Source organism: Limnoraphis robusta BA-68 BA1 (genome assembly GCF_034932365.1).
Taxonomy (GTDB): domain Bacteria; phylum Cyanobacteriota; class Cyanobacteriia; order Cyanobacteriales; family Microcoleaceae; genus Capilliphycus; species Capilliphycus robustus.
This window is the reverse complement of the sequence record NZ_JAYGHR010000066.1, coordinates 108,071-134,059: the sequence shown is the minus strand read 5'-3', so window position 1 is coordinate 134,059 and position 25,989 is coordinate 108,071. Positions and strand designations below refer to the sequence as shown.

The 25,989-nt window shown below is 40.4% G+C and carries 20 protein-coding genes and 1 pseudogene; 19 read left to right on the top strand and 2 right to left on the bottom strand.

Going from position 1 to position 25,989, the window contains the following annotated elements:
* Positions 1–205: 205 nt before the first annotated feature.
* Genes cas10 through VB836_RS17730 form a run of 11 tightly spaced genes read left to right on the top strand, consistent with a single transcriptional unit; the run spans position 206 to position 10,704 of the window.
* Positions 206–2,476 carry a type III-B CRISPR-associated protein Cas10/Cmr2 gene (gene cas10 / locus VB836_RS17780; RefSeq protein WP_046277210.1) on the top strand — a complete coding sequence of 757 codons (2,271 nt, stop codon included), beginning with the start codon at positions 206–208 and terminating at the stop codon, positions 2,474–2,476.
* Positions 2,473–3,201 carry an RAMP superfamily CRISPR-associated protein gene (locus VB836_RS17775; protein ID WP_323221165.1) on the top strand — a complete coding sequence of 243 codons (729 nt, stop codon included), beginning with the start codon at positions 2,473–2,475 and terminating at the stop codon, positions 3,199–3,201. Before cas10 ends, VB836_RS17775 begins: the two co-directional genes overlap by 4 nt.
* Positions 3,198–4,418 carry a type III-D CRISPR-associated RAMP protein Csx10 gene (csx10, locus tag VB836_RS17770; RefSeq protein ID WP_323221163.1) on the top strand — a complete coding sequence of 407 codons (1,221 nt, stop codon included), beginning with the start codon at positions 3,198–3,200 and terminating at the stop codon, positions 4,416–4,418. Before VB836_RS17775 ends, csx10 begins: the two co-directional genes overlap by 4 nt.
* Positions 4,415–4,855, top strand: coding sequence for a hypothetical protein (locus VB836_RS17765; RefSeq protein WP_323221161.1), 441 nt, complete (start codon positions 4,415–4,417; stop codon positions 4,853–4,855). The genes csx10 and VB836_RS17765 overlap by 4 nt, the downstream gene beginning before the upstream one ends.
* Positions 4,856–4,901: 46 nt before the next feature.
* Positions 4,902–6,050, top strand: coding sequence for a putative CRISPR-associated protein (locus VB836_RS17760; RefSeq protein ID WP_323221160.1), 1,149 nt, complete (start codon positions 4,902–4,904; stop codon positions 6,048–6,050).
* Positions 6,051–6,096: 46 nt separating this feature from the next.
* Positions 6,097–6,663, top strand: a complete 567-nt coding sequence (locus tag VB836_RS17755; RefSeq protein ID WP_323221158.1) for a Uma2 family endonuclease — start codon at positions 6,097–6,099, stop codon at positions 6,661–6,663.
* 21 nt (positions 6,664–6,684) lie between these two features.
* On the top strand, positions 6,685–7,578 hold the full coding sequence (csx7, locus tag VB836_RS17750) for a type III CRISPR-associated RAMP protein Csx7 (protein ID WP_323221156.1): 894 nt from the start codon (positions 6,685–6,687) through the stop codon (positions 7,576–7,578).
* A 30-nt stretch (positions 7,579–7,608) separates the two neighbouring features.
* On the top strand, positions 7,609–8,580 hold the full coding sequence (locus tag VB836_RS17745; protein ID WP_323221154.1) for an RAMP superfamily CRISPR-associated protein: 972 nt from the start codon (positions 7,609–7,611) through the stop codon (positions 8,578–8,580).
* The gene (locus VB836_RS17740) at positions 8,577–9,029 is read left to right on the top strand and encodes a hypothetical protein (protein WP_323221152.1); all 453 of its coding nucleotides are present in this window, start codon (positions 8,577–8,579) and stop codon (positions 9,027–9,029) included. The genes VB836_RS17745 and VB836_RS17740 overlap by 4 nt, the downstream gene beginning before the upstream one ends.
* Complete coding sequence (locus VB836_RS17735; protein ID WP_323221150.1) at positions 9,026–10,096, top strand: RAMP superfamily CRISPR-associated protein; 1,071 nt, start codon at positions 9,026–9,028, stop codon at positions 10,094–10,096. Before VB836_RS17740 ends, VB836_RS17735 begins: the two co-directional genes overlap by 4 nt.
* Positions 10,096–10,704 carry a hypothetical protein gene (locus tag VB836_RS17730; RefSeq protein ID WP_323221148.1) on the top strand — a complete coding sequence of 203 codons (609 nt, stop codon included), beginning with the start codon at positions 10,096–10,098 and terminating at the stop codon, positions 10,702–10,704. Before VB836_RS17735 ends, VB836_RS17730 begins: the two co-directional genes overlap by 1 nt.
* A gap of 323 nt (positions 10,705–11,027) precedes the next feature.
* On the opposite strand, the gene VB836_RS17725 is transcribed toward VB836_RS17730, so the two are convergent.
* Both VB836_RS17725 and VB836_RS17720 read right to left on the bottom strand, forming a co-directional pair.
* The gene (locus VB836_RS17725; RefSeq protein ID WP_323221146.1) at positions 11,028–14,201 is read right to left on the bottom strand and encodes an efflux RND transporter permease subunit; all 3,174 of its coding nucleotides are present in this window, start codon (positions 14,199–14,201) and stop codon (positions 11,028–11,030) included.
* Positions 14,202–14,234: 33 nt separating this feature from the next.
* Positions 14,235–16,025, bottom strand: coding sequence for an efflux RND transporter periplasmic adaptor subunit (locus VB836_RS17720; RefSeq protein ID WP_323221144.1), 1,791 nt, complete (start codon positions 16,023–16,025; stop codon positions 14,235–14,237).
* 396 nt (positions 16,026–16,421) lie between these two features.
* Here VB836_RS17720 and VB836_RS17715 point away from each other — a divergent pair, with 396 nt between their 5' ends.
* The 8 genes and pseudogenes from VB836_RS17715 to VB836_RS17680 all read left to right on the top strand — a co-directional run bounded on the left by VB836_RS17715 (position 16,422) and on the right by VB836_RS17680 (position 25,748).
* Positions 16,422–17,276, top strand: coding sequence for an Npun_R2479 family HD domain-containing metalloprotein (locus tag VB836_RS17715; RefSeq protein ID WP_323221142.1), 855 nt, complete (start codon positions 16,422–16,424; stop codon positions 17,274–17,276).
* 270 nt (positions 17,277–17,546) lie between these two features.
* Positions 17,547–17,987, top strand: a pseudogene (locus VB836_RS30385) (RRXRR domain-containing protein); the annotation flags it as partial.
* Between the two features lie 758 nt (positions 17,988–18,745).
* Complete coding sequence (locus tag VB836_RS17705) at positions 18,746–19,822, top strand: AI-2E family transporter (protein WP_323221138.1); 1,077 nt, start codon at positions 18,746–18,748, stop codon at positions 19,820–19,822.
* A gap of 48 nt (positions 19,823–19,870) precedes the next feature.
* Positions 19,871–20,938 (top strand): ABC transporter permease, encoded by a 1,068-nt coding sequence (locus VB836_RS17700; RefSeq protein WP_046277225.1) that lies wholly within the window; start codon positions 19,871–19,873, stop codon positions 20,936–20,938.
* Between the two features lie 122 nt (positions 20,939–21,060).
* On the top strand, positions 21,061–21,324 hold the full coding sequence (locus VB836_RS17695) for a histidine kinase dimerization/phospho-acceptor domain-containing protein (RefSeq protein ID WP_046277226.1): 264 nt from the start codon (positions 21,061–21,063) through the stop codon (positions 21,322–21,324).
* A gap of 378 nt (positions 21,325–21,702) precedes the next feature.
* Positions 21,703–21,882 (top strand): potassium channel family protein, encoded by a 180-nt coding sequence (locus VB836_RS17690; protein WP_323221177.1) that lies wholly within the window; start codon positions 21,703–21,705, stop codon positions 21,880–21,882.
* A gap of 118 nt (positions 21,883–22,000) precedes the next feature.
* On the top strand, positions 22,001–23,896 hold the full coding sequence (locus VB836_RS17685; protein WP_323221135.1) for an alpha-amylase family glycosyl hydrolase: 1,896 nt from the start codon (positions 22,001–22,003) through the stop codon (positions 23,894–23,896).
* 172 nt (positions 23,897–24,068) lie between these two features.
* Positions 24,069–25,748: an alpha/beta hydrolase gene (locus VB836_RS17680; protein WP_323221133.1), complete on the top strand. Its 1,680-nt coding sequence runs from the start codon at positions 24,069–24,071 to the stop codon at positions 25,746–25,748.
* Positions 25,749–25,989: the final 241 nt, after the last annotated feature.

Here is a 25,989-nt window from a genome sequence, read left to right as displayed (position 1 = left end):
GACCCCAGAGCTTTTCACCTACCACGCCCAAGCCATTCTCAAACTAGGACACCATAAAAAACAGGTTATTGTTGATGTTTGTGGAATGATACAACCCAATAAAATCGCCGTGTTATCAGTTTTGAACCACTATTTAATCAGTTAAAAACCAGACGGGGTTTTCATCTCAACTGCTTTCAATAGACGTTTAATCAAGGGTGAAATAATGACAGATTCTTTACCAGATTTATCCATTGGCATCGCTTGGTGTTTGGCTTGGGGAGAAGAAACTCAACCTCAAGTCAATCTAGAAATATTACAGCAAATGCGAAAAGCGATGCTGGAAAATCAGGAAGTTTCGGAGGAAGTTAAATTAATCGTTCAACAGGTGAGGCAATTAGAAGATATAAAATTTCCCGACACTTTAGCTGATTTAAAACAATTAACTGAAAAATATTCAACCCTTTGGAATTCTAAAATCGGTTTAATTTACGGAGGGGCAACTAAAATCAAACAATATGTATTTGAAGCCGCAAAATTACCCGACGTTCGGGGCGCATCGGCACTATTAGATCGGATTAATTTAGTTGATTTACCCGCATTTTTTGGGAAAGGCAAGTCCATTACTATTTCACAGTGGCTGAGTAAAAATTTACCGGATTTAGAAGCAGCTTTAATCCCTGAATTAATCATCTATTCAACAGGCGGAAATATCTTAGCCTTTTGTCCGGCTGCATTCGTCGATCAACTCTGTGATGCCATTGAAAAACGTTACACCTACGAAACTTTAACCGCTAATTCCTGTGCAGTTGGAGATTGTTTTAAGTTTTTAGAATTGCGTTTAGGTGTCCTTCCCGATACTATCGATGAAAACTGCTTTTGGCTGGAAAAATATCGTCAAAATCGAAATCATCCCCTGCTAGAAGCCTATTATAAACAGCCAGATGTTAACGAAGACGAACAATTTAAAAACCGCAAAAGCTTTAATGAACTGGTCACAAAACTAGCAATTCAATTCAATCAGCGACGCAGTGGAAATCACACCGAAAACCGCCTGAGTCGTCGTTATCCGCCAATGTTTGAAACTCATCCTTATTTAGTTCGGGATGAAAGTGATCGCCGTTCAGCTATTGCTAAAATCGATGAAATTGCAAGTCAACCGCTTGTATCAGAAGCATTAGTTCGGAAAAAAATTGTGGGTCAAATTGCTAAAGATGAAGCTTTACAAGATCATTTACCAACTTGGTTTAATAAGCTTCAATTAGGTTGGCAACCGACAGGTATTAAAATCAAAAGTTGGGTTGGGGAATTTGAAGACTATCTCAAAGAAAACCGCGAACAGAAGGATAAATATTATTCGGAATGTCCCGATCCTGAATGTTACCAGCCTAAAAAAGCCGGAACTGTGCGAGAATTAGGGAATGTTTATAACGGTTTTATTGCTTATATCTACGCCGATGGTAATAACATGGGAGGTTATATTCAGAAAGAAGTTAAAACCCCCCAAGATTACAAAAAATTTAGCCAAGATATTTTCAACGCAACAGAAAAAGCCGTTTATTATGCGTTATCTGAACATCTCCGACCCCATCAGTTAAAAAACTTAACCGATCCAGATATTGAAAACAAAAATGGAGATTGGATTCATCCCTTTGAAATTATTACGATTGGCGGAGATGATGTTCTTTTAATTGTTCCGGCAAATAAAGCGTTAGAAGTTGCCAAAACATTGGGTGAAAAATTTGAAGAACTGCTGAAAACAAGGGGTTATAATTCAGATGAAACCTACACGCCTCAAGCGGTTCATCGTTGTCATGGTGATAATCTTCCAACCGGAAATAATCAATGTGAACTCAGTATCTCAACCGGAGTTTTAATTACTGCTGAAGAAACACCGATTTACTATGCTGATAAGTTAACAAATCAACTGCTGAAATCGGCGAAAGAACGTGCAAAACTGTTGCGAAAACAAGGATATTATGGGGGAACAATAGACTTTTTAACCATGAAATCAGTCACAATGATTGCATCGAGTATTAAAGAGTTTCGAGAACAAGGACTTACAAAAGATTTTACCAAACCCAAGCTAAGACTCTATGCAGCACCTTACACCTTACATGAAATCGGAGGACTTTTGAAAACTGTTCAAGCTTTTAAAAACGTAGATTTTCCGCGATCGCAACTGTATCAAATTCGCAGTTTACTCGAACGAGGAAAACGCACCGCAATTCTAAATTATCGCTATTTTAGGGTACGTTTAACTCAAGGAAAAGGTACAATAAAACAAGACTTTGAAGACGTTTGGTGTTCAGCAAAAACAAATGATGGAATTATAGCACCCTGGATGTATGAAGATGGAAAACGCGATAAAGACAAGCCAGAAGACCCCTATTATGAAACAATTTGGCGAGATTTAGTAGACCTATTTGCTTTTACTGAAAAAACAAATACCGACTCATCAAAAGCATCTGAACAACCAACAGAGGCGAATCAATGATCTCTCTAGAAAACTTCAATTTATCGATAGAATCTCACACCATTACTGCAACGCTTGACACTGCTTTGTGCGTGGGTGCGGGAGGTTCATCGGGTTCTTTGGCGGATAAACCTATTCTTCGCAATACAGACGGAAATTTACTCATTCCTGCATCTCAAATTAAAGGTCGTTTGCGACATGAATGTGAGAAAATAACAAGGGGTTTAGGTTGGGGGGTTTGTGAATCTCCTACACCGAATACCATGTGTCCTCAACGAGAGGGTTTATCGGAAAATGAGGAACAAAAATTTCATCGTGATGAATATCAAATTGATGATCAATATCACTGTTTAATCTGTCAAATCTTTGGCAATCCTAGCTTACCCTCTCGCGTTTTATTTGATGATTTGATTTGTACAGAAAATCCAGATTATCTCCCTGAAATTTTACGTCCCGGTGTAACGATTAATCGCCGTCGTCGCACCGCAGAAGAACAAAAACTTTACTTTCTAGAAACCTCTCCCGTCAACGCAAAATTACAATTCACAGGTCAGATTCATTTCTTACCCAACTGTCCAAATTTTGCCAAAGTATTAATCGCTGCGGGATTGCATCATATTCATGCGTTGGGTGGGAGTAAATCCGCAGGTTTAGGTTGGTTAACTTGGAATTTAGAAAGCACATTATCTGACATTAATACAGAGAGTTCAGCTTGGGAATTTCTCGCTAAAGGAGTCCAAAAATGAATCGAATTCAACTCGAAATAGAAGCGTTATCTCCCCTCGCAATTGGTCGTCATAAACCAGGCGGTTCTATTAGTGAAGCCCAAGATTATATTCCCGGTTCTGTTATCCGAGGTGCGTTTGCTTCTGTTCTGTTACAATCCAATCAAAACCCCGAACCCAACGATGATTTTCACGCCCTATTTTTAAATGAAAACTCGGCAATTTTTCAAAATGCTTATCCAGCCAATCCACCTAAAAATCACACAAAAATTGATACAGTTTTAGTTCTTCCTGCAACCGTTCTCAGTTCCAAAGCGAAGCCTGGTTTTAAAGATAAAGGAAATGGGGTGTTTGATACTTTAATTGATCAGTTTTGTGCGGAAGATTATGGTCAACTCTATGATCCAAATTGTCCAAAAGATTATGATCGCGTTGATAATTTTAGCGGATTTTATTGTAAAATAAACGATAAGTACCATCCCCTCTCGGCAAACAAACGCCTGTTAACGAGAGTTGGAATAAACCGCAAACGGGCGACGGCTGAGGAATCGATTCTCTACAGTATTGAGGTGTTGAATGAATCTCAACCCAAAAAGGAAAAGCCGTCAATCTATCGAGGTGCTATTCTAGTCCCAGAAGAAGAATTAGCAAAGAAGTTACTTCATTTCATTGAGAGAAACAGTGAATTATTTCGTTTAGGTGGTTCAATTTCACGAGGGTTAGGGAAAGTTAAGATTCAGGCTGAGTTACTAGAAAAGTTAGATTCAGTAAAGGAGCGAATTCACCAATTTAATGATAAACTAAAAGAAAGATGGCAACTCTGGGGAAGTTTATTTAGTCCAGCATCAGGCAAATATTCACAAGAGAAAACCTACTTCACACTTGACCTTCAATCTGATGCTATCCTAACTGAAAAATGGAGACGAACTACTGTTATTTCAGAAGCAATGTTGAAAGAATTTGCAACAGTTGATGATTCATCTTTCCAGCTAGAAGTCGCCTATAGCAGTTATGACTATTATTCAGGTTGGAATGCGGCTTGGGGGTTGATGAAAGACGTTGAGTTAGTCACGAATAAAGGAGGCGTTTATCTGTTTAGTACAACTCAACCTGATCTCTGGTTTACCGCTTTAAAAACATTAGAAAGTAAAGGAGTCGGAGAACGAACAAACGAAGGGTTTGGACAGATACAAATTTGTAATGAGTTTCATTTAGAATTCCGGGAGAAAGCTGTATGAACGAAGATATTGAACAACAAAAAGAATTGAGAATTCAGGCTCAAAAAGAACTGAAAATTCAGGAATGTATTCGTAAAGAGGAAGATGAAATCGTGATTGCTATACAAATAGCTTTAAATAAGACAGCTTCATACGGCAAATTGGAAGAATCACAGTTTCGCAATTTAGTGAGAGTTGCAGAGAGTACAGAAAGCACAGAAGCGATTAAAAACTTTTTACGTTATCAAGTAGGTCGTGATAATAAGTGGGGTAGAGGTAAAGAGTCTTTAGCTGAAACAATAATTAAAGACATTGATGGTAAGTTGAAAGAACTTGCTCGTAAGATTTCAAAAGAAGCAAAAACAGATGAATACAACTCTATTTTGATTCAGCTAACACGTCGTTACTTAGGATATGGTGCGCGTTACCTGAAGTACAAACTCGAAGGTGAATTTTAAAGCATTTTTATCATTTTACTCACTTGATATTTAGGAATATAGCATCATGCCACAATTTATTATTTCAACAGTCGGTACAAGTTTATTGACCAATCAAATTGACCGAGATTATGATCCGAGTAGCTGGCTAGAACGCTTAAATGAAGCGGCTAACTATACTGTTGAGGAAATGGAATATTATCCAGACGTTCAAAAGATTCTTGAAACCTTAAAACAACGAGTCGAGGATAAACTCTATAATGAAGATACGGAAGATGATGAAATTAGAGAAATTAGTGCAGAACTCAATGGTATTTATGGTATCTATGAGTATACAGAGAAAAATCCGCAAGATCAACATTGGTTAATTACAACAGATACAGCACAGGGAAAAATAGCAGCTAATATTGTCGAACGTTTCTTAAAGTTAAAGTTAAAAGGAATGACAGTTGAAGTTTATGCTCCAGAGGAACTGTCTACTAAAAGTACAGGCAAGTTTAAACGGGGTATTGATCAACTATTAGAACAATTTCAAAAAACTTTGCCAGAATTTAAAAGATATGGCTATGAAATCAAATTCAATTTAGTGGGTGGTTTTAAAGCTTTACAGGGATATTTAAACACGATTGGAATGTTTTATGCTGATGAAATCATTTATATTTTTGAAGGCGCAAACTCTGAAGTGATTAAGATTCCTCGACTACCCATAAATATTGATGAGACTGTCATTAAACCTTATACCCTTGAAATAGCACTGATGGTAGCCGGAGTAGAATTTAATCGTTCTGAACTTGGAGGCATTCAAGAAGCATTGATATTTGAAGTTGATGGCGAAGTGATTTTATCGAACTGGGGAAACCTGATCTGGGATCAGAAAAAAACTGAACTTCTCTCTGGTGAACTTTTGACTTTTCCTAAGCTTAGGTACGAGCGATCATTTGTTCAGGACTATCAAAGAGTTAGTGATAACAAGGAACGAGCTAAACTTCAAGAAACCCTTGCTAAAGTTTCTAAGTTACTTAGTCAATCAAAAAATGGAGTACAAGCTTTGAAAGGGGATGGAGGTGTACAACTTGAGACTTACAAAAATACAACTATTGATCATTTTCGGGTTAATTTAAGTATGCGAGTCAGTTGTAAGATTGTTGATGGGGACAATTTATCACTTCGGCACTATGGAACTCACGATCATGTCGAGCGCAGTGAAAGAGTTTAAACAACTAGGATTAAATCCTGATGTTCTGTAATCTTTTAGAAATCACATGACTTCAATTCAATCACCCCCTAAACTATCCCTCAAAGACTTTTTACAACAACCCGAAACCAAACCTGTTTGTGAATATATTGAGGGTGAAATTTACCAAAAACCGATGCCAAAAGGTAAACATAGCCGACTCCAAACTCGCTTAGTCACCGAGATTAACCAAGTCGCTGAACCTCAACGTTTAGCCTGTGCTTTTACAGAATTACGTTGTACTTTTGGGGGTCGTTCGCTGGTTCCAGATATCAGTATTTTTACTTGGAAAAAAATCCCTGTTGATGTTAATGGAGAAATCGAAAATACTTTTGAAATTCCACCCGACTGGACAATCGAAATTCTTTCCCCTGATCAAAGTTCAACCCGTGTAATTGACAATATTTTATTTTGTTTAAATCACGGGACTGATCTGGGATGGTTAATTGATCCGCAAGAACGAATGGTGATGATATTTAAGCCAAACCAACAACCCGAAACTAAACGCCATCAGGATAATTTACCTTTTTTAAGTTTACTACAAAATTGGCATATTTCTGTAGAAAATGTGTTTAGTTACTTAACTTTTAATTAATCTCAATCAGGATGCACTCTTATGTTTGAAACCTTTAAAAATCGACTCGAACTAACTGGAAAACTGACCACAATTACCGCATTACGCATTAGTGCAGGACGTTCAACTGAACCTATTGGATCGGATTTACCTGTGATTAAAGATGCGTTAGGACAGCCTTTTATTCCGGGTTCTAGCTTCAAAGGCGCATTGCGATCGCGTCTTGAAAGTTTCCTGCGAGGAATCTTAGGAAATAACCCTAAATTAGTCGGTAATCCGAGTATAAATGATGAATGGTCGCTCACTTCTAAAGAATTAGCAAAGTTCAAAATGAACGAACTCAAGAATCTGAACTCACAAGAAAAAGAAAACCGTTTGCACGAATATATTCTTGAAAATACAGACTTAATATCTAGTTTGTTTGGTTCTCCTTGGATAGCGAGTAAATTTCAAGTCCGAGATTTAACTGTTGATACTAACACTTGGTTTAATCAATATCAAGAACGAGATGGAGTAGCGATAGATAGAGATACAGAAACCGCATCCGAAGGTAAACTTTATGATTATCAAGTTGTACCAGGCGGAACGGATTTTGATTTTAAAGCAGTTGTAGAAAATGCAGAAGATTGGGAATTAGGTTTATTAATGATTGGTTTGCATCAGTTTGAAACCGAACAAATTCCGTTAGGTGGCGGACGTTCTCGCGGCTTAGGTGTGGTTCGTTTAGAAATTGATAAAATGCGTTGGGTTGATGTTGAGAATCATCCCGAATTTTTGTTGACTTATCTACAAAAAATCATCAGAAATGATGAAACAGCCTATGAAGATGCTTCAGACTATAAAGATGAATGGGTTGGGAAACTGATTGAACATCTCAATACAAAAATATCTCAACGTACTGAAGCCGAAAATCCAGTCGAACAAAACCGAGATTAGAATCAATTCAAATTAATTCAGAAAATAACAATGCACAAAAAATTAGTTAATCATTGTACAATCAATTTAACGATTATTCCTGACGGGCCGATTTTAATTAAATCGGGAAAAGAAGGCGCAGATCCGACAAAACCCGATATGGAATTTGTGGAAACTTACCACACAGGCGGACGTTCAATTTATCTTCCGGGGAGTTCTTTAAAAGGAGCCATTCGCGCTCATGCTGAACGCATTGTGAGAACTGTTGGACGAGAAACAAACTCCAGTAATTCCAGCCTTCCCTGGGCGAATGATCCGTTAAATGATAAGTATGATTATCTCAAAACTAAAAATATATCCAGTTGCGATATTTACAAACTTTCATCTTTCACGGATCAAATGTTTGGAAATACTTCAATTGCCAGTCGAGTTAGAATTGAAGATGCTTATCCAACCGACAAAACTCAACTCAAAATAGAAGAACGTAACGGCGTCGCAATTGATCGCGTTTTTGGTTCGGTTGCTGTAGGCCCATTTAACTATCAAGTCTGTACATCTGGAGAATTTAAAACCAAAATTCACTTCAAGAATTTTACACTCGCTCAGTTAGGTTTAATGGGTTTAGTATTGCGAGATTTGAACGATGGTTGGTTTGGTTTGGGGTTTGCGAAATCTCGCGGTTTAGGAACGGTTTCTGTGCAGTATAATTCTGCTACTGTTCAGTATCCAAGTTGCATTTTAGCAGAGGATAATCAGCAAATAAGCCTTCTCGGAAGTGAGAAAAAATGGGAAAATACAATGTTATTAGGTGCGGGTGAATTTCTGGAAAGGGAAGAAGCAAAATGTTATGGTTTTCCAATACCCGATAATCAAGAAATAGAAGAAACACCTGTTGCGGCTCAATTGATGGATTTGGGATTTGGGGTAGAATTAACGTTCTCAGGAGAAGAACAGGTAAAAGATTTATTTACCCGTTCAGTTAAAGCTTGGAAAAAACTGTTACAGCCAGGAGGAACCCGATGAGTTTTGTTGGTTATAATAATATTTATTCAGTTGATGAGTTGAAAGAGTTATTAACTCAAAATGCTAATTCAAATAGCTATTACTTTCTGCGTTGGGTTGATAAAGTGAGTGGAATTGTTGAAGAATTACCCTCTGATTTTGAACAAAATCCCAGTCCTGAAGGACAGATGTTTAACTCAAAGTTAGAACTACGTTGGAAACGAAAAGGTTCCGGTTTTGAAGTCTTGCTATTAACTGAAAGTGATTCTCTACCCAAATTTTTAGCCGTTGAGAATGATTGTGAATGGGAAACAGAAGTGCGAGACGCTTATTTATACCAGCCAACGGTAACACGCTTTCCGAATCGTTTTAAATATCCCGATAATTTCAAGATTGCTCAACGTTATTTCAAAAATAAAACCACTTCTACTGTACACTTTATCGCTCTAACTATTCAGGAAAAACAATGACAAATCGCCCTATCAAAAAGTCAAACAGACCTAACCAACCCAGCCAACCTCCTGCTACAAATGCTGATGTAGGAGTTAATAATTATAAACCCTATCAATTGGTTTCATTTCCAGAAAACCGCCCGAATTTACAACCTCCAGCCGGACATCAGCAATTTTTTAATGATCGAATTCATGGAACTCTTGAACTAAAATTAACCGTTAAAACTGCGGTTCATGTCTCAACGGGTATTGTCGCAATGGGAAGCGATATTAATACCCGTGTTCCCTTAATTAAAACGATGATTCAAGACGTTGATCAAAAACTTTCGATTCAAGGAAGTTCATTAAAAGGCTGTGTTCGTTCAGTTTATGAAGCGATTACTAATAGCACGTTAGCCGTTATTACTTCAAGATATAAAGATAAAATTCCGCCGGAACGTTTACCCTGTAAAAGCAAAGATAAACTGTGTCCTGCGAGTCAAGTTTTTGGGGCGTTAGATTGGCAAGGTTTAATAGAATTTAATGATGCAAAATGCGAAAATCATAACTTTTCAACGGGTTTTATGCCGTCTCTTTATCGTCCTCGCCCGGATGAACGAACCGCTTATTTTAAACGGGGAAAAGTTGCAGGACGGAAGTTTTATTATCATACCATTCGAGCGATTGATAAAGGTCAAAATCAGGGAATTCCTGTTCAACAAGCGGCAAAAGAATATATATTCACAACCAAAATTCGCTTTAAAAACCTCAAATCTGCGGAACTCGGAACTTTACTAATTGCTCTCGGACAAGATGAAAACTACCCAATAGCGTTGAAAGTGGGAGGCGGTAAACCCATCGGAATGGGAACAATGACAGTTGAAATAACCGCAGCTAATGTTTTACAAAATCAGCAAGATTTACAAGAACGCTATTCTAATTTTCAGCCTTCAGAAAACACAAAAATGGGTGAAGAATTAAAACAGTTTATTCGAGAAAAGATTCAATTGGCTCATTCGAGTTTGATTCAAACTACCCAACTTAAACAACTTGCTGAAATTTTACGTTATCCAACAGATCGTGAACCCCCAGAAGGAATGTACTAATGCTAACAGAAAATCAGTGGACAACTGCTCACGCGATCGCCAAAACTTTAGTTTTAGAAAATACAGATGTAAATGAGTTAAGAAAAGCGATTTCCTATCTCAGAAATTATGTGAGTCCCAACGAATCTGGACAGAAGTTTTTCAACTATCTGAAAACCTTAACTAAAAATGGTCGAAGTATTGGTCACAGCAGACAAACTTCCAGATATTATGAAACAATAGAAGCAACTTGTACTCAATATCTTAAAGCCTATGAAAATGATTCAATAGTAATGTTACAGATTCTCGGTTGGGTAGCGCGTTTAATGCGATATTACCAAAGTTCGGGGTCAATTGGAGAGATTCCGGCGCCTGTTGCTGAGTCCGCCCGTCAAGCAGAAATTGCCGAGGCTGTTGGTAGTCAAGCGTTTAACATCGGTCAAATTTTAGAGGCAATCGTTACTAATATTAAGGGAAATAAGGTGACTTATGAGATTTTGGGAACGATTAAATTAACGGAGAAAGAACCCAAAAAAGCAGGTTCTCTATCGGAAGGGCAAAACGTTCAGGTTGAAATCGTTGATTTGAAAGAAGATGGGAGTATTAAAAAGGTTAAACTTGCTGATTGAGAGAGTCAGGGATTTCAATCCCTGCCTAATAACAAAAGTCCTCTCAAGAGGACTAAAGATTAGATATGAAGTCGGTTTTTAATGACTTGCACTATTAGCCTGGGACTTGAATCTATGGTAATTTTACTGAATGAAGAATTCATGTAACACAGTACCATAATTTGTAATTTATAGAGCTATAATATGGAAGTTGTTTAAAAATCAACTTGTACCCGTCAACTCTAGCACTTCGCGCCGGGAACAGTGAGTATAAAAATGCCTTCAATCTTTGGTTTGCTGAGTTTTAGGTGCCTTAGACGATCGCTAACGCACCCTACTTTTATTTAATCTGTGATGGGAAGTTTGGGTTGCGATTTTTTAGACTTAGAAGAACGTTTCGTTTTCCGTTTTCCGCCTGTGAATATATTCTGTAGCCCATGTTGAAAATTATCAACGTAGGTGAACCAAACCGGAACAACAACTAAAGTTAATAGTGTAGAAGTCGTCATTCCGCCAATAACTGCGATCGCCATTGGACTGCGAGTTTGAGAACCTGCACCTAATTCTAACGCAATCGGAACCATTCCTGCAATGGTTGAAAGAGTGGTCATCAAAATTGGACGTAGACGAGAAACTCCTGCTTCAATTACCGCATAAAATTGAGGCTTTCCGTCTCGTTCATTCGCTAACGAACAGTCTACCAACAAGATCGCATTTTTGGTTACTAAACCCATCAACAATACAATCCCAATTAACGCAAATAACCCCAATTCTTTCTGTGTCAACAACAACCCCAATAACGCACCCCCAATCGATAACGGTAACGCCATTAAAATCGAGAAAGGCAGTAAAAAATTATTGTACAACAACACCAAAATCGCATAAATTCCTAATACCGCTAAACCCAACGCACTCAAAAATCGCGTGAAGATATCAATCATAATTTTGGCATCTCCATCGGACTTTTGTTCGACATCAGGTGGAAGCGGATTCATCGCAGGTAATGCTTGCACTTTCGCTAACGCATCGCCTAAAGAAATCCCTTCTAAATTCGCTTCAATTGATACTTGACGCGCCCGATCAAACCGATCAATTGTTGCTGGCCCACTGCCAATTGTAATCTCAGCAACGGCAGATAATGGGACTAAATCGCCCGTTTGACTAGGAATTTGCAAATTGCGAATGATATCAAAATCATTTCTAAATTCCTCTGCTAATTGAACTCGGATTGGAATTTGGCGATCGGCTAAATCAAACTTTGCTAAACTGGATTCATTATCCCCTAACGTTGCGAGTCGGGCGGTACGGGCGATTGATTGAACCGAAACCCCTAAATCTCCTGCTCTTTCTGGATCAGGTTTGATCAAGATTTCAGGCTTGACTAAACTTGCAGTAGAAGTCACTTCTACTAAACCAGAAATATCCCGCATTTGACGTTCTAAATCATTCGCAGTTTGGGTTAACGCTTGGGGATTTTCACTCGTTAAAACTATCGAGAGAGCTTTGCCACCACCGCCAGCACCTTCTGAGCGAAAACTAATTCTTGCGCCGGGAATTTGTTCAAATTTTTCGCGCATTTGCTGTTCAAATTCTTTTTGGGAAATCTCCCGTTCTTCTCGAGGCTTTAGATTAATATAAATCGTTCCTTTATTCACCCCTGCATCACTATTCCCACCAGTCCCCACGACCCCTAACACATTGACAACGGCTGGATTTTCACCAATTAAAGCTGTTGTTTTCTGGGCAGTTTGATCGAGATCCTGCAACGTAGAACCCGGTGGAAGTTCAATAGAAACTGTACTTAAACCTGTATCCCCATTATCAAATAATCCCTTGGGAATCATCGGAATTAATTGCAAACTTCCGATAAAAAATGCCACCGCAAGGGCTAACGTTAAAATCTTATTTCTTAAGGACAAACGCAATAAACCCCGATAAGGATGAATGCGATTTTTTCGGGCTTTATAATCAGAAATTGTTAATTCTTTTTGCTGTTTCGGCTTTAATAACCTCGCCCCTAACATCGGAGTCATTGTACAGGCGACTAAGGTTGAAAACATCGTCGAAACTGCAACCGTTACCCCAAAAGGTTGAAAAAATTGACCGGGAACACCCCCCATAAATGCAACAGGTATAAACACAGCGACAATGGTTGCTGTTGTCGCCACAACCGCTAACCCAATTTCTTCGGAAGCATCAAGGGAGGCTTGAAAAGGTGTTTTACCCATTTCAATGTGTTGGTCAATATTTTCCATCATACAGATGGCATCATCAACCAAGTTTCCCATCGCTAAAGCCAGTGCTAATAAAGTCATACTATTGAGGGTATATCCCAATAGCTTCATTACCACAAATGTTGGTAAAATTGACAACGGTAACGCAATCGCTGTAATTAACGTTGATCGCCAATTTCGTAAAAATAAACCCACAACGATAACGGTTAAAACAGACCCCAAAACTAACGCATCAACTGAAGCTTGATAGGATTCCCGAATGGATTCAGCATCGGTCAGAATCAGTTCTAAACTAATATCATTGGGTAGCGTTTTCTCTAACTCAGCAACCGCTTGACGAACCCCTTCTTCTACCGTGACTAATGTGCTGCCTGTACTTCTAAATACCGAAAAAGTAACAACAGGTTCTCCAATTTCTTTAGAATTTGAAGCACTAGAATTTTCGACCTCAAAATAGCGAGCAACCTGACGCACTTCACTAAAGCCATCAATCACATTTCCCACACTGGAAAGCGGAATTGAACCCCCCGAAGGAAGAACAATCGGATAATTTCTTAAGGCTTCAACGGTTTTAGCACTTCCTAACGTGCGAATACTCTTTTCTGTTCCACCAAATTGCGATCGTCCTCCCGGTAAATTAATATTAAAAGCCCGAATTTGATCATTAACTTGCGTCGCTGTAATTCCTAAACTTTGCAGGCGATCTGGGTTTAACTCAATGCGAATTTCTCGGTCAATTCCTCCATCCCGTTGAATTTGTGCTACACCCGGAACATTGAGTAACGCACGGCTAATGGTTCGATCTACTAAATCACTTAATTCTTCAACAGACGCTCTTGGAGATGTCACTGCATATGTCATGACAACGCCCCCCGCAAACCGCAACCGTTGGACAACGGGATCGTTAATATCTGACGGTAAATCTTGACGAATTTGAGCGATCGCATTTCGCACATCATTCGTGGCGCGATCGCTATCTGTTCCTAAAATAAAACTAACCGTTGTGGTGGAAATTCCATCTTGAACAGAAGAGATTAAACGATCAATATTTCCTAAACCTGCAACCGAATCTTCTACTTTTTTGGTCACTTGAGTTTCTAATTCTGTGGGTCCTGCTCCCGGTTGAGTGACGGTAATATTGACGGCTGGAATATCAACATTTGGAGTATCATCAATTCCCAATTGTGGAAAAGACATCAACCCCACCACGGTTAAGATTAAAAATAAAACTAAAGTGGGAACAGGTCTTTTGATTGACCAAGCGGATAAACTAAATTGAGACATTGTTAAATCTGGAGTAAGATCAATTTAAACACTTTATTCGGGATAAACGACATTCACAGAATCGCCATCTTTGAGATAAGCCGCACCCGAAACAACGATGCGATCGCCGATATTTAAACCGCTTTTAATTTCTACTCTAGCTTGAGTTAAATTACCCCGAATTTCACCAACTTGTATCGGCGTGGCTTGAACAGTTTGATTATCTGTTAACCGATAAACGATTGAACTCCCATCGGCTTGAGGTACAACAGCTTTAGCCGGAATTTTTAACCCTTGGGTGCTGCTTGTTGCGATCGCCGCCCGCAAAAACATTCCCGGACGTAAGAAAGAACCCGAAATTGCACCGAGAGGAGGAAGATTAATTTTAACGGTTGCTTTGCGACTTTCTGGGTCAATTAAAGGTGAAATTTCTCGCACAATTCCCTGAACTTTTAACTTAGAATCCGCATCAGAAGTGATGGTAACAGGCGATCCTATTTTGACTTGAGAAAGTAGAGTTTCGGGAACTTTTGCGTGGAGTTCTAACTGATTTTCGGCGATAATAGTAAACAGTTCTTTTGTGCCATTTGTCACATCCCCAATGCGGGCGACTCGGCGAGCAATCACACCCGTTGCAGGGGCGCGAACTTCGGTTTGTTGCAGTTGAGTTTCGAGTTGTTTAACTTGGGCTTGGGCTTCCGTAACTTCCGCCTGCGCCACCGCAATTTCTTCCGGGCGGGTGCCATTGATTAACTCATTCAAATTACTGCGAACTTCTGCAACTTCCGCCTGGGCTGCGGCAATTTCTTCGGGACGAGCGCCATTTTGTAACTGTCGCAGGGCTTGACGTTCCATATCAACTGTAGCCTCAAGTCGATCTACTTGACTGAGCCGACTTTGTTCAAGCTGTTGAATGCGTCTTTGGGCTTCATCGACTAAGGCTCGGAGGCGGCGTTCGTTTTGCAAATATTCCTCCAAACTATCTTCAGAAACCGCCCCTTGATTTCTCAAAGTTTCATAACGACGCACTCGTTCACTGGCGAGTTCAAGATCGGCTTTATTGGCTATTAGTCGAGACTCCGCTTGAGCAATTTCATCATCCAAACTCCCCGAACGGGCATCGGCTAATCGGGCTTCAGCCTCATTTAATTTAGCTTGAGCGACCGCAATTTCTTCTGAACGAGTCCCCGCTTGCAACTGATCTAAAGTGGCTTGAGCGCGATTTAAACGGGCCTCGGCTGCGGCAATTTGTTCGGGACGGGTACCCGTTTGTAGCTTGCTGAGGTTGGCTTGCGCCCTGGCTAACCCCGCAACGGCTTGATCAATTTGCGATCGCAACACCGAATCATCTAAAACGGCTAAAAGTTCCCCAGCTTCCACGAGATCTCCTTCTTTAGCCAGAACCTGTTGAATTTGCAGCCCACTGGCTTGGGGAAGCACAGGTAAAAGATCGTAAGCTTCGACGCTTCCGGTTACGTCTAACTGACGGGTAACGGTGGCTAATTCGACAGGGGCGACGGTGACGGTTTGCCTAGAAGCTGCACTGGCGGAAACTTCAACAACTGCGGCTTGATTGTTGGTCGGTTCAGGGGCTTGAGTCTTGGGGTTGACATAGAAGTGCATTACCGCTACAGTCCCTAAAATACCGAGTCCTAAACCGGATATCATGCCGCCCCATCGGCTTGAACCGGGGTCAGAGGTTGAAGGTTCTTCTTCCGCTTCGAGTTCGGTTTCATCGGCTAGGGGTTCGATTTCCAGGAGTTCCTGATCAACAACCGAGGATAATTCTCTCGGGGAAGGGGGATCTTGTTCCTCTAACTCAGACATAATTTCCTTGTAAGCCATTCAGGATTCCTCCAATTTAGAGTTCTGTAATTGTGTAGATATATGTATAACATTATGGATTTTTCTTAATATTCTTAATTGTAGCGTGTTGAGATGATCACGGATCACGGTCGAGAAATTAAACTCAAACTCTTATTTATCAAGGGTCTTAGTTGATTTTAGCGGAATCAAGAGAGATGAATTTAAGGTTAACTTATATAAAGCAAAGTTGAAATGATGATTTTTTCGGGATGCCACGGAAGATGGTTCATAATTTGAGTGAAGACCTGCGCGATCAAATACGCTAGACTCAGAAAAATTTCCGGATCAGTTGCATCTACAACTCCAGCGACTAAGTGATTTGCTGTTCAATCTCGCTAACCCGTAAATAACCGACTGTAAAAGTCAATACCTCGTATGTTTTTCAACGCGACTGAATTATTAATTGATACCTTCGTTAGACAAATTCGAGAGGGCTACCGCCGTACCTATGGCGCTTTTAAATCAGACTATGAAGACATTGTGGGCTGGGCGGGAAGCATGGCTTTAGAAAATATTGCCAATAGTGATGCTTTGTACCATGATGTCGAACATACCATCCTCGTGACTCTTGTGGGTCAAGAAATCTTGCGCGGTAGACATATCCGGGAAGGGGGCGTTTCCTGTGAAGACTGGCTGCATTTTTTGATTTCGCTGGTTTGTCACGATATTGGCTATGTTAAAGGCGTTTGCCGTCAAGATCGACAAGGATGGTATGCCACCGGACGCCATGACGATATGGTTAATTTGCCAGATGGATGTACAGATGCCAGTTTAACGCCTTATCATGTGGATCGAGCCAAACTGTTTATTGATGAACGCTTTGGAGGCCACAAGCTGATTGATGCAGAAGTGATCAAGCGCAATATCGAACTGACTCGCTTTCCAGTCCCGAAAGAATCCGATCATCAGGATACCATCAATTATCCGGGTTTGGTACGAGCGGCCGATTTAATTGGTCAACTCAGCGATCCTCGCTACCTGATCAAGATTGGTGCTTTATTTTATGAATTTGAAGAAACTCGCTTTAATGAAAAAGTCGGCTATAAAAATCCAGGAGATTTACGACATAATTATCACAAATTTTACTGGAACGGCGTTTACCCCTATATTAAAGATGCCTTACATTATCTGACACTCACACAGCAGGGGAAGCAGATCGTAGCTAACCTCTATTCTAATGTGTTTGTGGTCGAGCATGATAATATTGCAGAGGAGGTTGCTCAAGCTTAGGAACGGTCTGCATCTCTAGAATACTCTGATTAAACATATTAGCCTATAGAATTGTCAATCACCCCACTCCACTTGCGGGATGGGGCTTGGAACAGCCAGGTTCCGACTAAGGATTGACTAGGGCATCGAGATTCGTTCTGGTACTGCACTTCTGAATGTCTCCCTAGTTCGGATTATCTGCAAGTCTCCTGGTTAGAGGCGTTGGGAAAGCCAAGACATCTTGAACGAATTGCCCGAAGGGACAAACAACTCGCTCATAGGATTATCTCAATGATCAGAGTTTCGGTTGTATCATCTGACGGAAAACCGTTAATGCCAACCAAGCCGAGCCGCGCTCGTCGCTGGATTCGAGATGGACTGGCAGTAGGCAAATGGTCAGACCTGGGCTTGTTCTACGTCCAACTGACGCAGCAACCATCTGGAGAAGAAACTCAATCCATTGCGGTTGGAGTTGACCCAGGCAAATTGTATTCCGGTATCGGAGTGCAATCGCCTAAAGCTACTCTGTTTCTAGCTCACCTGATTCTGCCATTCCAGACAGTGAAAGACCGGATGGAGCAACGCCGAATCATGCGACGTGGACGCAGAGGACGGAGAATCAACCGTAAGGTTGCCTGCTCCAAACGCGCTCACAGACAGAAGCGATTTGACAATCGAAGAGGGAACAAACTACCTCCCAGTATTCGAGCCAATCGACAGCTTGAGTTGCGGGTTGTAACTGAGTTATGTCGTCTGTTCCCAGTCAGCAATATTGTCTATGAGTACGTGAAGGCGAGGGGGTCTAAATCCTTCTCTCCCGTGATGGTGGGACAACGAGTAATGCTGGGTTGGCTGTCAAAACTTGCCCCAACTGAAGGGCAATTCGGCTACGAAACCGCTAATATCAGGACTCAACTCAGATTGGTCAAATCCAAAGACAAATCGGCTCAAACTCCTGAAAGCCATGGAGTTGATGGCTTGGCTTTGGCCTGTTCTGAGTTTGTCAAATACGAATCGTTTCACACTGCCAATACTCGAGGTCATACCTGGACGGGTTCAGTTCATCTAACGCCCTCGGTCTTCCGGGTGATTCGTCGCCCTCCCATTTCTCGCAGACAACTACATCTAATGGTTCCAGCAAAGGGCGGTGTACGCCGCAAATATGGCGGAACCACAACGCGGCATGGAGTTCGCAAAGGTGATGTTGTCAAAGCTGAAATGGCGGGTCGAATTTGCGTTGGCTGGGTGAGTGGTGATACCCAGAAACAGGTTTCTGTTAGTGATGCGAACTGGAAACGCTTAGGTCAGTTCACTGCCTCCAAAGTTCAGCTTCTTGCTAGAGCAAACGGGCTGGTGGTGAGCCGACATCCTATTGCTTGCTTTGGGGGTATCGAACCCCACTCAGCAAGCGCACCTATCCCTCCCCACGCACAAGGCGATGGGGTTTCCCGGTGATTCTTATGAACAGAATGTTTTCCCCTGTTCAAAACTTGTTGATAACATGGGTGCTGGTTTTAGTTGCTGGTGGACTGACGATTAGTGCATTTGACTACATCGGTGAACTGATTAGTATTTTAGTGACCGCCGGATTAATTGCCTTTATTCTTAATTATGCTGTCGCTAAATTACAACGGATTATTCCTCGAGGTTTAGCGGCAGCATTGGTTTATCTAGTCACCGCTTTAGTGGTCATTGTCATTGCTTTAACAGTTGTTCCTCCTGTGATTACGCAAGGACGACAACTGATTACCCGATTACCCGATTTAATCGAGTCTGGAAAACAACAATTAGCGGAATTTCAAACTTGGGGTTTAGAACGAAATTTACCCATAGATGTCGGAATTTTACAACAAAAACTGCTGGTGAATGTTCAAGGAAAAGCACAAGCGATCGCGACGACCAGTTTAGGATTAGTGCTGGGTACCTTTAACTGGTTTATTGATTTTATTTTGATTCTAGTGATTGCTTTTTATATGCTGCTGGATGGCGAACGGTTGTGGGATGGAATTACCAGTTTTTTATCGCCAAAAGTTCGCTATATTTTTACAGAGTCTCTAGCTCGAAATCTTCAGGGATTTGTGGTCGGTCAGTTTCTCCTGGGGTTGTTTATGGCTGTGTCTTTAACGATCTCTTTTTTTATACTCAAAGTTCCCTTCTTTCTGTTATTTGCCGTGTTTATTGGCATCCTGGAAGTGATTCCTTTTGTTGGGGCTACATTAGGAATTGGAACTGTTACCATTATTGTGGCTTTTATTGATTGGAGGTTAGCCTTAGAAGTTCTCACTGTCGCTGTCATCTTTCAGCAAATCAAAGATAATCTCGTCACCCCTCGAATTATGGGAAATATTACCGGACTTAGCCCAGTGATTATTTTCTCGTCTCTCCTACTTGGAGGTAGAATTGGCGGATTATTGGGTGTTATTCTGGCAATTCCATTAACAGGTGTAGTGAAAACTATTGTGGAAGTGATTCTCGATCCGGGTTCTCCTCCCCAAACGGGTTCATTTTTTGCCAATCCTTTAGAAGCAATAGAAGAAGAAAAATCCCCCGTCACGACGAATAACTAACGAGTAATTATTATCAAATTAACGCTAAAACTAGAACGAAAAACACAAATGAAATGGTGGCATAGACTGAAAAAAAATCCCTTAGCTCGACTCGGAGCGATCATCTTAATTGTCTTTTATCTTTGTGCGATTCTAGCCGATTTTGTCGCTCCTTATAGTCCCTACGCCACTAAAATTGATGGGGCATTACTACCACCGACCAGCATTTATTGGCAGAATCAACAGGGAAAATTTATCGGGCCGCACGTTTATCCAACCACTCAAGGGCCAGTGGATATTGAAACTGGAAAACGTCTGTTAGTCGTAGATCGAGATAATCCTTGTCCGGTGGGGTTATTTGTTCAGGGAACACCCTATAAACTTTTGGGAATCATTCCCGGAAATCGACATTTATTCGGAGCGATTGGAGAGTGCAAAATTCATCTTTTAGGCACGGATGAACAAGCCCGTGATCAGTTTAGTCGTTTGATTTTTGGCAGTCAAATTAGTCTCAGTATTGGGTTTGTCGGGATTGCCATTTATTTTCCTATTGGGATGATTTTTGGCGGGATTTCGGGTTACTTTGGCGGTTTTCTGGATACGTTTATCATGCGCGTTGTCGAAGTGTTGATGACAATACCCGGCATTTATTTGTTAGTCGCTTTGGCTGCTATATTACCCCCCGAACTGAGTAGCGCTCAACGCTATTTATTAATTGTTGTGATTATTTCCTTTATTAGTTGGGCGGGTTTAGCACGGGTGATTCGTGGACAAGTTTTATCGATTAAAGAGCAACAATTTGTACAAGCCACTCAAGCGATGGGTGCGAATCCCCTTTATATTATTTGGCGTCATGTTTTACCGCAAACGGCGACTTATGTGATCATCTCTGCAACATTGGCGATTCCTGGATTTATTGTCTCTGAGTCAGTTTTAAGTTTGATTGGATTAGGCATTCAAGAACCTGATCCCTCCTGGGGAAATTTACTTTCATCGGCGACAAATGCTTCGATTTTAGTGCTGCAACCCTGGTTGATTTTGCCCCCTGCGGTGTTAATTATTCTAACGGTACTGGCTTTTAATTTACTGGGAGATGGACTGCGAGATGCTCTCGATCCTCGGAGTTTGCAACGCTAGCGAGTCATGCGATCGCACTAAAAGTTACCTGGGAAATTCGGTATTTCCTCGGATGAAGTAAAGAGAAATTCAGTTTATGATATAGCCAATACAGGACTTAATCAAAAAAGATTGGCTTAATTATGAATATCTCCCAACTCAGCCCAGATCGCCATCAATCTTTGATCACAGTAGTCAACCACGAACTGCGTACCCCTTTAACGACTATTCTCATTTCCGCAGAATTATTGAGTCGGTACAATAATTCTTGGTCTGAGGAGAAAAAGTTGGAGTATATTCAGCGTGTCCAAAAAGCGGCGAGTGAACTGACTCAACTCCTCAACAGTGATGAATTTGCTAACAAGTTAAAAGATTACGCTCAAAACCTACAAGACTCTGTATCATGAGGGAGCCGTCAATTCTATTCGGTAAATTTACTGAGAAGTTTAGTTGATCTCGCAAGTCGAAAGCGGCTTTTCATCTCTGGAGACATGAGACTCTTTCCCTCTTTATCCACAAAAAAGTTATCTCAAACAAAATATACTCGACTGCTACTTCTTCTGATTTTTATATTGATTAGTTCTCCGTTTTCATAAAACAGTACATCGGGGTCAATTATCATCTCAATCCAAAAAGTAGGGAGCGATACGATTCAAGGGGGAATTTGTATCTATCTTTTAATTGGGATTTTATGGGCATTCTTTTATGATCTTTTCTTTGTATTAGATAACGATTCTTTTTCAGGAGCAATTCATTCACAACCCAACAATAGCTAGAATCTATTCATCTACTATAGTTTTACAACGTTGACAACATTAGGGTATGGCGATATTGTGCCTAAAAACTATAAAGTAATGATGTTTTCTAACTTAGAAGCGATTATCGGACAAATGTATTCAGCCATTGTTCTTGCTCGATTAGTCGGTTTATACACAGCCGAAGAAATGAGTAAAACTGATGATTAAACTCAAAGGATTTGAACAAATAAAATTACTGTATTTCTTTAATGTATTCTCTCGATGCTGATCCGCCAAGAAACCGCTATAATCTTCAAGAACAAGTTCAACAATTCAAAGAATGGCTATGGATCACATCAGTCAACAGCTTCAAAAATCCATGCGGAGAGTCCGAATTCCCTACAATGACACACCGGACTACACCAGACCCCCTTTAGAAATTTCGCCCGAATTGCATCAACAAATGTTTGAGCGGTTTTGCTTTCTTTACGGCGAAGAACAGGCAAAATTATATATGCCTGAATTGGAAAGAATTCTGAAAGTTCATTATGCACACAAACCCACCGAACTCATAGAAACCGAAAAAGACTTTGACCCCAATAATCGCTTTACCGAATGGGATTTAATCTTAATTACCTACGGCGATTTATTAAAAGGAGACGGACAATCACCTCTATCAACTTTAGCACATTTTTTAAATCATTATCTGGGTTTAAGTATCAACACCCTGCATATTTTACCCTTCTTTCCCTATTCTTCTGATCGCGGTTTTTCTGTGATTGATTTTGATACGGTTGATCCCAATTTAGGATCATGGAAAGATATTGAGGAAATGGGAAACTATTATCAACTGATGTTTGATGGGGTTTTTAACCATGTTTCCTCCAAAAGTCCTTTATTTCAAAGGATGCTGAATGGCAACCCCGACTATAAAGATTATTTTATCACTTATCATTCCCCCGATGAACTCACACCCGAAGAACGGCGGATGATTGTTCGTCCTCGCACCTCCGATATTTTAACCCAATTTCAATCGATTAACGGCCCGATTTGGGTTTGGACAACCTTTTCACCCGATCAAATTGACCTCAATTATAAAAATCCTAAAGTTCTCTTAGGCGTAATCGAAACGCTATTGCTTTATATCCGACGCGGAGCCAATTTAGTTCGCTTAGATGCGGTGACTTATCTTTGGGAAGAACCGGGAACGCCTTGTGCGAATTTAGAACAAACTCACCAAGTAATTAAACTGTTTCGTGATATTGTTAAAGCGGTCGATCCAACTGTTGCTTTAATTACCGAAACAAACGTGCCTCACGAACAAAATGTCTCCTATTTTGGCAATGGTTATGATGAAGCACAAATGGTTTATAACTTTGCCTTACCGCCCTTAGTGCTTTACACCTTTTATCGAGAAGATACAACCGCTCTATCTAATTGGGCAAAAGAACTCAAATACTTGTCAAAAATGACAACTTTCCTGAATATGCTGGATACTCACGATGGCGTAGGATTGATGGGAGTCAAGAGTCTTTTACCCAAAGAAGAAGTAGATTTTATTATCCAAAAAGCCAGAGAACACGGGGCGTTTGTTTCCTACAAAACCGGAGAACAGGGCGAAGAACCCTATGAAATTAATACCACTTGGTTTAGCGCTCTGAACTTAGATAATAACGGAGAAGATATTCCGTTTCAAGTCAAACGGTTTATCGCTTCTCGTAGTATTGCTCTCGTATTACGGGGTGTACCGGGGATTTATTTTCACGGTTTAATTGGCACTCGCAATGATATTGATGCCGTTTTGCGAACGAAATCCAAACGAGATATTAACCGTCGAGTCATTGAAGTTAACAGCTTAATTGAAGATTTACACGATCGCCAATCTAAGCTTTCTCTCATCTTAGAAAAGTTAGGACACTTACTCGATATTCGGGTGCGTCATACCGCTTTTCATCCCAGTGGAGAACAGAAGATTTTGTTCGTCGCTCCCGAAGTTTTTGCTGTGTTACGAATTTCTCCCAAACAGGATCAGCACATCCTGACTTTAACCAATGTGGCGAATAAGATTTGTCAGTTAGAAATCCCGTTATCTGAACTGGAAGTCGCAGAAACCCAATGGTATGATCTCGTCAGTCAACGGGGTTGGACGATAACGGATGACAAATTGGTGATTACTCTGCAACCCTATGATATCAATTGGTTGATTCCGTTTGTAGAACTCGAAAAGAGCATCGAGTCTTAAGGCTAGGGTAAGGGGACTGATAAACAGAAAGATTCAAGGAAAGATTGCAGGTGAAAAATGCAAAATTTCCGGCAAATCACTCTAGAGCAAAGAAAAATCTTTTTAAGCTTAAAAGCTGATTGAATTTCCTTCTTTGTGATCTTTCAGTCCCTTTCTTTGGAAAAATGCCACAATGTTTACCTTGATACCCCAACGGGACAAGCGTTTCTCGTTTTTGGAAACGCTACCGGAATTATTGCGCCTTAATTCTCGTTTAGTTGCTGCGAGTCTGGGGATAATTTCTGGAATATTGACAGTGATTCCCGCTCAGAGTGCCGAACAAATTACCATTTCTTATGGGCCGGCTGAATCCTACGTTTCAATTAATGAAATCGAACGTTTTGCTAAGAAAGGAGAAGTTACTCCTGTACTTGCGTTGTATGGAACTTTACTCAAATTAAAAGATGGAAAAAGGCTGAGAACAATTTTACAAACTCCCCTAGAAGCAAGTCCCTGGAGTGTCGGACAATTGCTCGATACACCGACCGGAAATGTGATTTTGACTCGGGTGGGAAAAGTGCTGAAAACAGATAAGAATGAAAACGGTTATGCAGCATTAAGAATAGCTATTGGTCAAGCCTCGGCTCATCCTGAAGGTTTAACGATTCTCGGTCTGTTGCGAGAATTTCCGGGAGAAAGTATTCGAGTTGATTTAGAATTTAGTCTAGAATTGTTGGAGGATCTTCTACAAATTTTAGTTGAAGATGATTTAATCATTCAATCCGTAGAAGATCAGGCACAACAGGCGAAAATTAATGACAATTATCCAGTTAATTTACCAGATATTAGAAAGCCTGGATCAATTCGCTGGACAGAAGAAGAATTGACGTTTCGCAATCCTAATCGGGATCGTCCTTCTCCGTTACGAGTTTATTTACCTCAAGTTAAAAAGCCCGTTCCTTTAATTGTCATCTCTCATGGTTTAGGTTCTGATCCGCAAACGTTTAGTTATATTGCTCAACATTTAGCTTCTCATGGCTTTGCTGTAGCAATTCCTGAACATCTTGATACCAGTGCAGATAAATTTGCCCGATTTTTTGATGGATTTGAACGCCCGCCAAACCCTTCTGAATTTGCAAATCGGCCTTTAGATATTACTTATTTACTCGATGAATTACAACAGAAATATCAATCTTATCCGTTCTGGAAAAGTCGGATCGATTTTAACAATGTTGGGGTTATGGGTCAATCTTTTGGCGGTTATACGGCTTTAGCGGTGGCGGGAGCAAAGCTAAATCCTGACAAATTAACAGAAGATTGTCAGAAGTCTCAAGATCGACGAATTACTTTAAATCTTTCAACATTACTTCAGTGTCGTTCTCTAGAAGTCGCATCACAGCAAAACAATTTTCAAGATCAACGAATTAAAGCCGTAATTGCGATTAATCCGCTCACCAGTTTGATTTTTGGGGAGGAAGGGATGAGTCAGATTCAGGTTCCGACGATGATGATTGCCGGAACTAAAGATTATGTCACTCCGGCTGTTCCTGAGCAAATTAAACCCTTTACTTGGTTAAAAACCTCTAGAAAACATCTGATTTTAATCGCTCCGGGAACTCATTTTTCCTTCTTGAAAGAAAGCGGAGGACGGTTAGCGGTTCCTTCTCAATTAATCGGCCCTGATCCGAATCTTGCCTACCCTTATTTAAAAGCTTTCAGTTTGGCATTTTTTGAAAGCTATCTTCAGAATCAACCGGAATATTTACCTTATCTTTCCCAAACTTATGTCAATACAATTGAAGCTCAACCCTTCAACCTCAGTTTAATAGAAGGTTTGAGTCAGGAACAAGTCAGACAAGCGGCGAAACGTTAATCGTTAAAGTTGTTGCCAGATGAGTTATTCCCGCTTCGCGCTATATCGTCACACAGAGTTGAGTGATGGCCTGTCGCTCAAATGAGTGACCCTCAAAAATGCGACTTGTCAATTGATAGTGATATCCCTAAGCTAAAAGATATGAGTTACACAGAAGCCTTCAAGTCTAGTCATTGAAGAATTGAAACTCAACAGTTTCAGTCATTATTTTAGAGCCATTCCATCCCCAAAGGGTTTTCAA